The organism is Ruegeria sp. AI3, assembly GCF_056541245.1.
Genome location: NZ_JBQFYA010000001.1, coordinates 490199 through 503245, shown reverse-complemented (window position 1 = coordinate 503245; position 13047 = coordinate 490199). Strand labels below are relative to the sequence as shown.

The following is a 13047-nucleotide window of genomic DNA, read 5'->3' as shown; positions in this document are numbered from 1 at the left end:
ACAATGCTATTCGGACTTGATGGCGTCGAGATAGGCCTCATTATCGTATTCTTTTGCCTTTTCGGAGGCATTCTCTCAGGCTTCCCGGTGGCCTTCGCCATCGGTGGAGCGGGTGTGATCTCCTTCGGGATCATCGCCGCGCTGGACAGCGCTGGACTGCTTATCCACCAGGCGATTGACACTGGTTCACAAGCTTACCGAGACCTGGTGAATTCGGGGGTCAAACCCGATACGGTCTCGGTCTTCCGATACCCGGACTTACCAAGGATAGGCGAGCCGGTCTTCCCCTCGGGATGGGAAACCGCGCTGGACCGAAACGTTTCCTTCATCGTCAACCGCATGAACGAACGGGTTCTGGCCGGTCAGTCGATTGAGACCCTTCTGGCCGTTTTGATGTTCGTTCTGATGGGCATCACGCTGGAGCGTTCCAAGATCGCAAACGACCTGTTGACAACGATGGCACGTGTCTTTGGCCCGCTGCCCGGTGGTCTGGCCGTGTCGATTGTTGTTGTGGGTGCGTTTCTGGCCGCCTCGACCGGTATAGTTGGCGCGACCGTGGTTACCATGGGCCTGCTGGCGCTGCCGACGATGTTGCGTAACAACTACTCGCCCGAGTTGGCGACAGGTGTGATCGCGGCCTCGGGCACGCTGGGGCAGATCATCCCTCCGTCGATCGTGATCGTTTTGTTGGGCACTTTGGCGGGTGACTTGTACTCGACGGCGCAGGAAGAGCGTGCGGTCGAGGCAGGCTGTACCGATGCCCTGACCTTTTTGGGCGAACCTGCGGTGGTCTCGGTTGGAACCTTGTTCCAAGCGGCTTTGTTGCCGGGGATCATGCTGGCGCTGCTCTATGCGCTTTATGCCTTTGGTTATGCACTGCTGAACCCGGACAAGGCTCCTGCGGTTGAGCTGTCGGGTGGCTCTGGTGAGACGATCACCCGCTCTGAGGGTCTGACCTGGCTGCTGGGTGCGCCGGTTGCGATCATCGTGGGTGCGGTGCTTCTGGGCAGCGCGGGTGTGATCGGTAGCCAGAACATCTCGGTCTCGGCCTTCTCGGATGTGGGGCAGGGCGCGTCTTTGCGCACGAATGTCTCGGCTGAGTGTCAGGCCTCGATGATCGAACTGCATGGCCAATCCGCCTGGGATCAAGCTGTGGCCGAGCAAGAGGCAATCGACGCCGCCGGTGGCGTTGCCAGCGCTGAGCGCCTGAGCGACGAAGAACTCGCCGCCGCCCGTGACGCCAAGATCGCCAATGCGGCTCCGATCGGAACCGGCGTTTCGATTGTTGTGGTGCTGCTGGCGCTGACCTTGGTTCTGGGTCGTGGCATCGCGCCTTCACGCTCGCCGCAACCTCTGATCGTTGGGGCGATTGGCCTGTTGTTGATGCTGTTGGTGGATATTCTCTTCATCCAGCCAACAACCTCATCCGGGGCGACATTCGTGTTGCTGGCGATTCCCTTCGCCATCGCGATCTACGGCTGTAAGGAGGCTGCCGCGCGTTGTGCCACCAACGATCTGATACGAGTTGTGTTCCCGCCGCTGGTTCTGATCATCGCGGTGCTGGGTTCGATCCTTGGCGGTGTTACCAATCCGACACCTGCTGCGGCACTGGGTGCCGGTGGTGCGATCATGTTGGCTGCGTACCGCAAGCTGCAGGATCAGGGCCGGTCCGGAAGTGTGATCATCTGGTCGACCTTTGCAGTCATCATCTGTTTGCTGATGGGTGTGAATTTCGATCTGCGTATCAATCAGGGCAATGTCCCGGTTGAGACCTGGATCGCCTTCATTCTGGCTTATGCGACGTACCTGTACGCTCTGTTCGGTCTGTTGTTCGGCTGCTGGGTCCTGTTCTCAAGCGGGGTTCTGACGCCGGTGGTGCGCGAGACGGCGAAGGTGACCTCGATGGTGTTTACCATCCTGATCGGGTCGCAGTTGCTGAACCTTGTGGTGATCTCCTTCGGGGGTGAGCATTACATCCAGCAGTTCCTGCGCAGCTTCGACAACGAGTTCACGGTCTTCCTGATCGTGATGCTGGTGCTGTTCATTCTGGGCTTTGTGCTGGACTTCCTTGAGATCATCTACATCGTGATCCCGATTGTTGGGCCGGTGATCTATGGCGGGTCGTTCGATCCGAAATGGGTGACCATCATGGTGGCGGTGAACCTGCAGACCTCGTTCCTGACGCCACCCTTCGGGTTCGCCTTGTTCTACCTGCGAGGGGTCGCCCCGAAAGAGGTGACGACGGGCCATATCTATCGTGGCGTCGTACCGTTCGTGATCATTCAGGTCGTCGGTATTGCGATCCTATGGTTCTTCCCGACCATTGTGACCATCGTGCCGGATCTGATTCCGAACTGATCACTGAGTGTAGTCCAAATGAAAAAGGGGGCCTGGAAGGCCCCCTTTTACTTTCTTATTTTAGGTTTAAGGCGAAGAGCTTGCGCGGACTTTAAAAGAGTTATCTTCGGCCGGATGAACGGGATCATGCGAACTGGATGAGGTCCCAACGATTTCCGAAAGGGTCCTGCCATACCGCGACTGTGCCATAGGGTTCAACACGGGGCTCTTCTTCGAAATGGACACCCTTTGCCCGCATTGCTGCGTGATCGCGTTGGAAGTCATCTGTTTGCAGAAAGAACCCAACACGCCCCCCGGTTTGGTTGCCGATAGCAGTTTCTTGTTCAAGACCGTCGGCTTTGGCCAGCAGTAAGGAGGCCTCTCCTAAACCCGGCGGCGTGACGAGGACCCAGCGTTTTCCGCCTCCCAGATCAATATCTTTGGAAAGAGTGAAGTCTAGCTTTTCGGTGTAGAAATTGATCGCAGCATCGTAGTCAGGCACCACAAGGGTGACAGCGTGCAGGCTCTGTTTCATGAAAGGATCAGCCTTTAGTGGGGTGGCGGTCAGGCAGTTGGATGTTTGCCACTTGCTCGGCTATAGGGGCCGAGGCGAGAGGGTGGTGCGAGGCATCTGCGAAAGCCTCGGGGTTGGAGATTTTCTCCCAGCGCCCCCGAACATAGGCCTCTAGCCCGGAAAACTTGGCTTTGTAGCCCATTTTCGGACTGCCCGGGACCCAGTAGCCTAAGTAGATATAGGGCAGGCCGGCCTCACGCGCGATCTCGATATGGTCGAGGATCATGTAGGTGCCCAAAGAGTTCTGCGGCTGGTTTGGGTCGTAGAAGGAATAAACCATGCTGAGGCCGTCATCCAGAACATCGGTCAGGCTGACGGCGATCAGGTTTCCAGTCTCGGGGTCGGCATACTCCACAACGCGGCTGCGGATTGGGGTTTCCTCGATCATCGCGGCGAACTCGAAAACGTCCATATCGGCCATGCCGCCATCAGCGTGGCGGGTATCGAGGTAGCGACGGAACAGCTCGTATTGATCATCGGTGGCCCAGGGCGAGGTTGCGCGGCGCTCTAGATAACCATTACGTTTGGCCGCGCGTTTCTGGCTTTTGGTCGGGCGGAAGGCCGAGACGTCGATCCGGGCGGAAAGGCACGCAGCGCAATCAGTGCAGGATGGGCGATAGAGGACGTTCTGCGACCGGCGAAACCCTTGTTGGGACAGCGAATTGTTCAACTGATCCGCGCCTGCGCCTTGCAGAGCGGTGAAGAGTTTGCGCTCCATCCTGCCCTCAAGGTAAGGGCAGGGCTGGGGAGCCGTCACATAGAATTGTGGCGCAATTGGCAGCGTGTGTCGCATGAAGGTCCCATGTAGCCTCGGACCGGATGATAGCAACGGATTTTCAAGCCGCCAAGTGATTCAAGTGTGTTGCGTTCAGGCCCGCTGGTTGATCATGACTGTGCCAAGGAAGGCATCCGTCAGACCCTGGCAGCGCGCGCTGGTCAGCATCATGATGACAGATACGATCTGAACAACGAAGAACGCCATGCTGATGAAGTATCCGGCCGTATGGGCCACGGCCTTGCCCATATCCATCCGTTCGCCGAACGCGTCGCGCAGCTCGATCCCCATGAACCGCATGCCAAGCGTGGCAGATCCGTTCGAGATTGTGATGACCCGGTAGACAAAGCTGATCACGGCATAGATCAGCGGCAAGAAGAACAGCCCGGCCCCAAGTGTCAGGAAGACGGGGACGATGCACAGAAGTGAGATAAAGGCGATGTCGAACAACCATGCGACAAAACGCTTGGTTGCGACGGACTGGTAGAACTCGGGTTGAGTATCGGGATCGGGCAGATGGTTCATTGTCAGGTTTCCGAAAGGGTAGGTCGTGTTACCCTGTCCCGAATGGTCGGGACAGGGCAAGTCAATTCAGGCCGGTTCGCCTTTGCCATCGTCTTCGTGGTTTTCACGTGCGCGTTCATCCATGAACTGGTCGAACTCGGCTTTGTCCTTGGCTTCGCGCAGGCGGCGCAGGAAGGCTTCGAAATCCTGCTGTTCACGTTCCAGACGGGCCAAAGTGTCGGCCTTGTAGGCGTCGAAGGCGCTGTTGCCTGATGGCTTTATTGCACTCATGTGACTGTGCCAGGATTTGCGGCGGCTGCAGGACTTGCTGAACATGCGTTTGCTCCAGATCATATAGGCCAGAAGGGCGAGGCCTACGGGCCAGAAGAAGATGAACCCAAGAACCATGGCGGCGATCCAGGCGCCTTTGCCTTTGTCGTCCATCCAAGCCTCGGCACGATAGAGCCACCCCGGATTTGCGGGTGCGGCGGGTTCGGACAATGCGGTCATGTGGTCTCTCCTGGGGTTGATGTAAATTCCTTTCACATGATCTAGATGGGGAGCGCTTGCGGGGTTGCAAGGGGTCGATGTGAAAAAGATTTACATTTTCGGATTTGGTTGACGACGCAGGCCTCGGGCAGCAGGGTGCGGACATGATGAATGAGAACGCAAATGCGTCAACGCTTGTTGAGATCTTGGAGCTGGAAAAACAGGTATGGTCTGCTTTGGCAACAGGCGACGCCCAGGCTGACAGGGCGCTTCTGAGCGCCGATTTTCTGGGTGTCTACCCGTCGGGTTTTGCAAATCGGGACGACCATGTAGGGCAGTTCGCTGAGGCTCCGACAATGGCGGAATTCAAGTTGAGCGAAGAGCACCTGCGGATTTTGACCCCGGATATCGTGTTGCTGTCCTATCGGGCCGATTATGTGCGACCGGGCGCGGAGGAGTGGGAGGCGATGCTCATATCTTCCCTTTGGGAACGTCGGGCGGGGGCTTGGATCAACAGTTTCAGTCAGGACACTCCGGTCGAACAGGAATAATGCGTTTGCCGCATTGACCTTGCCGCCCAGCGGTGCGCAGGGTCCGGGTATGACTGAGAGTTTGACCATCAACCGTCTGCCGCGCGCGTTCGACCAGTCTTTGGGCGATGAAACCCGCGCTCTGCTTGCCGACCTGACGCCCGAACAAGGCGATTTGATCGCCGGAACCGCCGGGTCCAGCCCGTATCTGAAGGGCCTGATCGAGCAAGAGAGGGAGTGGCTGCCGCAGGCCTTGCACCAGCCGGACCACGCTTTGGCAGAGGTGATGGAGGCCGCGCGCGCCTTGGCACCAGATCTGCTCAAGCCGGGATTAAGGCTGGCCAAGCGGCGGATGGCGGTACTAACCGCTTTGGCGGATATTGCAGGTGCTTGGCCGCTGGAAAGGGTCACGGCAGCGTTGACCGAGTTTGGTGCGCTGGCGGCAGATGTGGCCGCAAAGGCCGAGATTGCCGCCTTGATCCGCCGCAAGAAGCTGCCCGGAATGACTGAGGATGATGTCGAAACCGCAGCCGGGATGGTCATTCTCGCGATGGGCAAGATGGGCGCGCATGAGCTGAACTACAGCTCGGATATCGACCTGATCGTTCTGTTTGATGAAACACGCTTTGACCCGGATGACTTCTACGAAGCCCGGCACGGGATGGTGCGGGCCACGCGCAATTTCTGCGCCACGCTCAGTGACAAGACCGCCGACGGCTACGTGTTCCGCACCGATCTGCGCCTGCGGCCCGACCCGGCGGTGACCCCGGTCTGCATGGCGACGGAGGCGGCCGAACGGTACTATGAGAGCCTCGGTCGCACATGGGAGCGGGCAGCCTATATCAAAGCACGCGCCTGTGCGGGTGATTTGGCGGCCGGAGAGCGGTTTCTGGATACGCTGAAACCCTTTGTCTGGCGTCGGCATCTGGACTTTGCCGCCATTCAAGACGCCCATGACATGCGCCTGCGCATACGAGAAAACAAAGGGACGGGCGGTAGCCTCTCGATCCCTGGTCATGATATGAAACTGGGTCAGGGCGGTATTCGCGAGATCGAGTTTTTCACCCAAACCCGGCAGTTGATTGCAGGTGGGCGCGACCCCGATCTGCGCGTGCGCGGCACGGTGCCCGGGCTGGCGGCTCTGGCGCAAAAGGGCTGGGTGCCGGAAGAGGTTGCGGAAAAGCTGACCGATCACTATCGCGCGCATCGCGAGGTCGAACATCGCATTCAGATGATCCACGACGCTCAGACCCATAAGGTCCCTCAATCTGACGATGGGATCGAACGGGTCGCCTGTCTGCTGGCGCTTAGTAGCGGCGATCTGACCAAGGGTCTGACCCGCCGCCTGACCGAAGTGCATGAGCTGACGGAAGGCTTCTTTGCACCGGGTGCAGGGCCCGCGCCGACGCCCACGCCTGAGGTGACGTTCGACCAGAATATCCTCGCCCGCTGGGCCACATATCCGGCCCTAAGGTCCCAGCGCGCGCGGCGCATCTTCGACCGGTTGAAGCCCGAGCTCCTCTCGCGCCTCGCCAAAACCGCGCAACCTGACGAGGCGCTGCTGGCGCTGGATGGGTTTCTGGCAGGCCTGCCTGCGGGTGTTCAGTTGTTCTCGCTCTTTGAGGCCAACCCACATCTGAACGACCTGTTGATCGACATCGTCGGCACCTCTCATGCGCTGGCGTCCCACCTGTCGCGCAACGCTTCCGTTTTTGACGCGGTGATCGGAGGCAGTTTTTTCAGCGATTGGCCCGGTTTGAAGGCTTTGCAGGCCGAGTTGGTGGAAGCACTGGCGCAGGAAGCCGACTATGAAACGCAACTCGATCTGGCGCGGCGCTGGTGCAAGGAATGGCATTTCCGCATTGGCGTTCACCACCTGCGCGGCCTGATCGATGGGGCGCAAGCCGGCCGACAATATACAGAGCTGGCGCAAGCCGTTATCGCCGCGATCCTTCCCTTTGTGACCGACGCCTTCGCCCGCAAACACGGCCCGGCACCGGGGCGCGGAGCCGCCATTCTGGGCATGGGGTCGCTCGGGGCAGGGCGGATCAACTCGCAATCCGATCTGGATATGATTGTGATTTACGATCCGCTTGATCAGGACATGTCCGACGGTCCCCGCCCGCTGGCCACGCGCACCTACTACGCTCGGTTCACGCAGGCGCTGATCACGGCGCTTTCGGCTCCCATGTCTCAGGGGCGGCTTTATGAGGTCGACATGCGCCTGCGCCCTTCGGGCAATCAGGGGCCGGTGGCGACCAGTTGGGCAAGTTTCACGCACTACCAGCAGGAAGAGGCGTGGGTGTGGGAACATCTCGCCCTGACCCGCGCTCATGTCGTCGCCGGAGACTCGGGCTTGGCTCAGGATATCGAAGCCTTCCGAACTGAGCTTTTATCGCGCCCTCGGGAGGCAGGCAAAGTTCTGCGCGAAGTGGCCGAAATGCGGACGCGTCTGGCGGCGGCAAAGGCCCCGGCGGGCGTTTGGGATGCCAAGAACGGCCCGGGCCGAATGATGGATATCGAGTTGATGGCCGAGACCGGAGCGCTGATGGCAGGCCTCGCAAACCGGGATGTGATGTCTGGCCTCGACGGGGCGGTCGCTGCCGGTTTGTTGGATGTCGCGCAGGCACAAACATTGAAGGACAGCTACGATCTATGCTGGTCGGTACAATGCGCGGCGCGGCTGCTTTCGGGCAAGGTGATTGAGGCGGACAAAATCGGCGAGGGCGGAGCGGCCTTCCTGTGCCGTGCCACCGGGTTCGAACAGGTCGAAGCGCTGCAATCCGCATTGCAGGACAGCTATTCCACCGCCGCCGAAATCATCGGCAGCGTAATCAAAGAGGATGAAGATGGCGCGCAGCACTGATCCAAACGACCCCAAGGGCCTGATCCGCGAGGCGTATAACATCGAAGGTATCTCTATGCCCGAATGCCGCAGCATCTTTCTGGACTGGGCGCTCAGCCTGCCCGATGGCGTGGACCAGAAACAGGCTCTGGCCGAGCTGCATGCGGTCTATTCCGCTCAGGAGCCCGAACATCCCATGACTCAGGTGATGACCGAGGGGTTGCAGGCCGCCCAAGCGCCTAAACGGCGCGGGGGCTGGCGCTCTCGTCCGCGCTAGGGGTTTTCCTTCGGGCTGTTCGCGACTATGAGGCGGTCATGATCCAAGCCGTAGACCGCCCCCGTATCCGCCTGAAACCCAAAGCCAATGCGCGCGGGCTGCGCCATGGTTTCCCATGGGTCTATGCCAATGACATCGTCACTGATCGGCGCACTCGCAAAATCCCCGCCGGGGCGCTGGCCGTGCTTGAGGATGAAAAGCGCGCTCCGATCGCTCTGGTCGCGGTGAACCCTGAGTCGAAGATCATGTGTCGCGTTCTGGATCGCGATATTGAGGCCGATCTGAACACGAACTGGTTCGAATCCCGCCTGCAGCGCGCGCTTGAGATGCGCGAGTGCCTGTTCGACGCGCCATACTACCGTCTGATCCACGCCGAGGCCGATGGCTTTCCTGGTGTGATCATCGACCGTTTTGGTGACGCCTGCGTGATACAGCCCAACGCCGCCTGGGCCGAAGCGCATCTGGAGGCGCTAACCGACGCGCTGCTCAAGGTGACTGGCGTGACGACGGTTCTGAAAAACGCCTCTGGCCGGACTCGCGGATTGGAGGGGTTGGACGACGTCAACAAAACCCTGCGCGGAACCGCGCCTTACGCGCCTCTGCCCGTTCCCATGAACGGCGCGACCTATATGGCCGACCTGACCGGCGGTCAGAAAACCGGCCTGTTCTACGATCAACGTCCCAACCACGCTTTTGCGGCGCGTTTGGTGCATCCCGAAGCTCAGGTGCTGGACGTGTTCAGCCACGTGGGCGGCTTCGGCCTCGCCATGCTGGCTGGAGGGGCGGCACAGGCACTATCCGTCGATGGCTCTGCCGCCGCTTTGGACCTAGCCACCAAAGGGGCCCAAGCAAGCGGATGTGCTGACAGGTTCCAAACCCGCCAAGGCGATGCCTTCGATGTGCTGACGCAACTGGGCGAAGAGGGCGCACAGTTCGACGTCGTCATCTGCGACCCGCCCGCCTTTGCGCCCTCAAAACAAGCCCTCGACGCTGGTCTGCGCGCCTATGAACGCATCGCCCGCCTCGCCGCCCCACTGGTCAAATCCGGCGGCTATCTGGGCCTCTGCTCCTGCTCTCATGCCGCAGATCTGGGCCGTTTCCGCGATGCCTCATCTCGCGGGATCGGACGGGCCGGGCGGCAGGCGCAATTGATCCACACGGGCTTTGCCGGACCCGATCATCCACAATTGCCGCAATTGGCTGAAAGCGGTTACCTCAAAGCCGTATTCTACCGGCTGTGAAGGCGGTTCTGGATACATGCGTCATCTACCCCACGGTGATGCGTGAGATGCTGCTGGGCGCGGCAAAACTGGGCCATTTCACCCCCATATGGTCCGCGCGTATCCTCGAAGAATGGGCCCGCGCCGCCCGCAAACTCGGCCCCGAAGGCGAAGCACAGGCCCGCGCCGAGATCGCTCTGGCCCAAGCGCACTGGCCCAAAGCCGAACGCAAGGTAACAATGGGTATCGAACAACGTCTCTGGCTGCCCGACAAGGCCGATATCCATGTGCTGGCAACGGCCATTGAGGTCTCGGCAGATATCATCGTCACCGTCAACGCCAAGGACTTCCCCAGAAACATCCTGGCCGAAGAAGGCCTTGAGCGCCGCGACCCGGACAGTCTGCTCCACAGCTTCTGGCAAACCGACCCCACAGGCATGACGGACGCGGCCAACGCGGTCCTTTCCGAAGCCAACCGCCTATCGGGCGATCAATGGACCCTACGCGCGCTCATGAAAAAGGCCCGCCTGCCGCGCCTTGGCAAAGCCCTGAACACCTAGGCGGAATCCCTCTTCATCTGGCTAGAAATACCTCGGAGAGCGCGAGAGGCTGGCCTCTCGCTGCGCACACTCAACCACGCGCCCAACGCTGTTCCAAAGCCTCCAGCGCCGCAATCCGCTCATCCGTCTTTGGATGACTCATCAGCCACGCAGGAACCATCCCTGCACGCTGCTGCGTTAGATCTTCCAGCTTATGAAACAGGGATTTCTGCGGCGCGATCCCAATCCCGGCCTTCGTCAGCAAGGCCGCAGCATACTCGTCCGCCTCATACTCATCCTGTCGGGACAAGCGCGACGCCAGCAACGACGTCAGCGCATTCGCAATCATGGCCCCTATGAAAGGAATGAACCGGTTCAACACAATGATCAACGCAGTCCGCATCGCGTTCTGGCCTGAGAAATCAATCATCCGCCGTTTCGCATGCCCCAAGGCCACATGACCCAGCTCATGGGCAATCACGCTGGCCATTTCTTCGGCCGAGACCTCACCGTTGCGAAACTTGCGATAAAACCCGCGCGTGATGAATATCCGCCCGTCCGGAGCTGCCAACCCGTTCACCGGGTCAATCTCGTAGATATAGACCGGCACCCGCGCGATATTCAAAGCAGCGGCCAGCCTGTCCGTCATTCGTTTGAGGGCAGGATCAGCCAGTTCGGTCGACTTCTGATCCAACTCACGATGGGTGCGCCAGATGGAAATCCGGTACATCACAAGGCCATAGGCAATCGCCAGAAGGATCGGAGTTAAGCGAAGCATGACATAGATATGGGCGGCTCACCCAGTCTAGGCAAGCCGCAATTGCAGTTAAGTCCTAGGTCAAAACATGCCCCGAATGCTGAACCTACCTACCCGGCAGAGGAAGCTGCAAGTTCGAATGGAATTCAGAGAGAGACTGTTTCGTCAACGTGGCACCTTTTGAAGCCTCGAAAAAGGCATGTTCTGCCTCCTTCTCCGCGACCAGTGCATCCACTCTCAAGTCCCTGACATCCGCGCGCAGGTCGTCACGTGCCTCTTCATAGGTTTCGGCGTCACGCAGTTCATCCTCAAGCGCGTTCAGGTCGTCCTCGTAATTGGGGTCTGAGGGATCAAGCGCGGCGATGTCGTCGGCAATGTCGTCGCTGCTACGACCGTCATAGCTTTCATTCAGGTCCCGCAGCTCGCGCCGTGCGTCATACAGATCCCCGCGCAGGTCGTAGTAGGCTTCCGCAGCGACCTGATAGGTCGCGATCTTGCCTACATTGCTGTTGGGAGACGCGTTGCGAAACGCCGGAGCCGCCGCTTTCGATGCGTTCAGATTGCGCAGTTTGTCCGAGCCATACGGGTCGGTAATCGCAGCCACAAGCGGATCGCGGTAGTAGCGGTACCGATCCTTCTTTTGATGCGAATAGGTGTCATATACATCCCGCCGATCATCCCACTTTTCATAGGGCGCATCGTCTTTGGTGTATCTGTAACGATCAGGATCGTAGGGCACGGGCTGGATTGTTGCTCCATCCTTGTAGCGATGCCGCGGCTGCGGCAGATCCAGGTAGCCGTGGAACTGAGACAAAGTGCCTTTGGTCACTGTCCGGCCTTTGGACGCGTCGAAGAAGGCGGTCTCTGCGTCTTGCAGGGCGTCGCGGGTTTCGTGGCGCAAGTCCCTTACATCTGCGCGCAGGTCGTCACGTGCCTCTTCATAGGTTTCGGCGTCACGCAGTTCATCCTCAAGCGCGTTCAGGTCGTCTTGGTAGTTGGGGTCTGAAGGATCAAGCGCGGCGATGTCGTCGGCAATGTCGTCGCTGCTACGGCCGTCATAGCTTTCGTTCAGGTTACGCAGCTCGCGCCGTGCGTCATAGAGATCTCCGCGCAGGTCATAGTAGGTTTCCGCAGCGGCCTGATAGGTCGCGATCTTGCCGACATTGCTGTTGGGGGACGCGTTGCGAAACGCCGGAGCCGCCGCTTTCGATGCGTTCAGGTTGCGCAACTTGTCCGAGCCATAGGGGGCGGTAATCGCAGCCACAAGCGGATCGCGGTAGTAGCGATACCGATCCTTCTTTTGATGCGAATAGGTGTCATAAACATCCCGCCGATCATCCCACTGTTTGTAAGTCGCATCGTCTTTGGTGTATCTGTAACGATCTGGATCGTAGGGCACGGGCTGGATTGTTACTCGATCCTTGTAGCGATGCCGCGGCTGCGGCAGATCCAGGTAGCTGTGGAACTGAGACAAAGTGCCTTTGGTCACTGTCCGGCCTTTGGACGCGTCGAAGAAGGCGGTCTCTGCGTCTTGCAGGGCGTCGCGCGTTTCGTGGCGCAAGTCCCTGACATCTGTGCGCAGGTCGTCACGTGCCTCTTCATAGGTTTCGGCGTCACGCAGTTCGTCCTCAAGCGCGTTCAGGTCGTCCTCGTAATTGGGGTCTGAAGGATCAAGCGCGGCAATGTCGTCGGCAATGTCGTCGCTGCTACGGCCGTCATAGCTTTCGTTCAGGTCACGCAACTCGCGCCGTGCGTCATAGAGATCTCCGCGCAGGTCATAGTAGGCTTCCGCAGCGGCCTGATAGGTCGCGATCTTGCCGACATTGCTGTTGGGAGACGCGTTGCGAAACGCCGGAGCCGCCGCTTTCGATGCGTTCAGGTTGCGCAACTTGTCCGAGCCATAGGGGTCGGTAATCGCAGCCACGAGCGGATCGCGGTATCTACGCTTTTCCGGGTTTTGTTCGTCGTATCGCTTGGTGCGATAGTCCGAGCGAGCAACTGGTCGCGGGGAGTATTCGACCGGAGCAATGGACGCTTTGCGGTAGGCTTTGTTTACGCGTTTTCCGCTGGCCTTGGGTTTCACGCGTGAGCGTTTGCCGAACAGTTCTTCCACATCGCGTTTGAACTCTCGCCCAACGTTCGCCAGGGTTGTTTTCTGAACTTTGCCGCTTCGCGACTTGTTGCTGGAAGGTTTTTGGGA

Annotated in this window: 12 protein-coding genes; 6 read left to right on the top strand and 6 right to left on the bottom strand. The window is 59.5% G+C overall.

Annotation, left to right across the window (positions count from 1 at the left end; translation table 11 throughout):
* Nucleotides 1-3 precede the first annotated feature (3 nt).
* The gene (locus ACRZ95_RS02490; protein WP_170676313.1) at nt 4-2358 is read left to right on the top strand and encodes a TRAP transporter large permease subunit; all 2355 of its coding nucleotides are present in this window, start codon (nt 4-6) and stop codon (nt 2356-2358) included.
* A gap of 124 nt (nt 2359-2482) precedes the next feature.
* On the opposite strand, the gene ACRZ95_RS02485 is transcribed toward ACRZ95_RS02490, so the two are convergent.
* The 4 genes from ACRZ95_RS02485 to ACRZ95_RS02470 form a co-directional block, all read right to left on the bottom strand.
* Nucleotides 2483-2872, bottom strand: coding sequence for a VOC family protein (locus ACRZ95_RS02485; RefSeq protein ID WP_170676311.1), 390 nt, complete (start codon nt 2870-2872; stop codon nt 2483-2485).
* 7 nt (nt 2873-2879) lie between these two features.
* Entirely contained in the window at nt 2880-3704 is an 825-nt protein-coding gene (locus tag ACRZ95_RS02480) for an arginyltransferase (RefSeq protein WP_170676309.1), read from the bottom strand.
* Nucleotides 3705-3779: 75 nt separating this feature from the next.
* The gene (locus tag ACRZ95_RS02475) at nt 3780-4211 is read right to left on the bottom strand and encodes an RDD family protein (protein ID WP_170482976.1); all 432 of its coding nucleotides are present in this window, start codon (nt 4209-4211) and stop codon (nt 3780-3782) included.
* Nucleotides 4212-4277: 66 nt separating this feature from the next.
* On the bottom strand, nt 4278-4700 hold the full coding sequence (locus ACRZ95_RS02470) for a DUF2852 domain-containing protein (RefSeq protein WP_170676307.1): 423 nt from the start codon (nt 4698-4700) through the stop codon (nt 4278-4280).
* Nucleotides 4701-4843: 143 nt separating this feature from the next.
* Here ACRZ95_RS02470 and ACRZ95_RS02465 point away from each other — a divergent pair, with 143 nt between their 5' ends.
* Genes ACRZ95_RS02465 through ACRZ95_RS02445 form a run of 5 tightly spaced genes read left to right on the top strand, consistent with a single transcriptional unit; the run spans nt 4844 to nt 10111 of the window.
* Nucleotides 4844-5230: a DUF4440 domain-containing protein gene (locus ACRZ95_RS02465; protein ID WP_480554460.1), complete on the top strand. Its 387-nt coding sequence runs from the start codon at nt 4844-4846 to the stop codon at nt 5228-5230.
* Between the two features lie 49 nt (nt 5231-5279).
* Nucleotides 5280-8075: a [protein-PII] uridylyltransferase family protein gene (locus tag ACRZ95_RS02460; protein ID WP_170676305.1), complete on the top strand. Its 2796-nt coding sequence runs from the start codon at nt 5280-5282 to the stop codon at nt 8073-8075.
* Entirely contained in the window at nt 8059-8331 is a 273-nt protein-coding gene (locus ACRZ95_RS02455; RefSeq protein WP_170676303.1) for a hypothetical protein, read from the top strand. Before ACRZ95_RS02460 ends, ACRZ95_RS02455 begins: the two co-directional genes overlap by 17 nt.
* Nucleotides 8332-8369: 38 nt before the next feature.
* Nucleotides 8370-9572, top strand: a complete 1203-nt coding sequence (locus ACRZ95_RS02450) for an RSP_2647 family RNA methyltransferase (RefSeq protein WP_170676301.1) — start codon at nt 8370-8372, stop codon at nt 9570-9572.
* Nucleotides 9569-10111: an RSP_2648 family PIN domain-containing protein gene (locus ACRZ95_RS02445; RefSeq protein ID WP_170676300.1), complete on the top strand. Its 543-nt coding sequence runs from the start codon at nt 9569-9571 to the stop codon at nt 10109-10111. Before ACRZ95_RS02450 ends, ACRZ95_RS02445 begins: the two co-directional genes overlap by 4 nt.
* Before the next feature lie 70 nt (nt 10112-10181).
* Here ACRZ95_RS02445 and ACRZ95_RS02440 read toward each other — a convergent pair whose 3' ends face one another.
* Nucleotides 10182-10868 (bottom strand): M48 family metallopeptidase, encoded by a 687-nt coding sequence (locus tag ACRZ95_RS02440; RefSeq protein WP_170666582.1) that lies wholly within the window; start codon nt 10866-10868, stop codon nt 10182-10184.
* Nucleotides 10869-10953: 85 nt separating this feature from the next.
* Nucleotides 10954-12960 carry a hypothetical protein gene (locus tag ACRZ95_RS02435; protein ID WP_480554458.1) on the bottom strand — a complete coding sequence of 669 codons (2007 nt, stop codon included), beginning with the start codon at nt 12958-12960 and terminating at the stop codon, nt 10954-10956.
* Nucleotides 12961-13047: the final 87 nt, after the last annotated feature.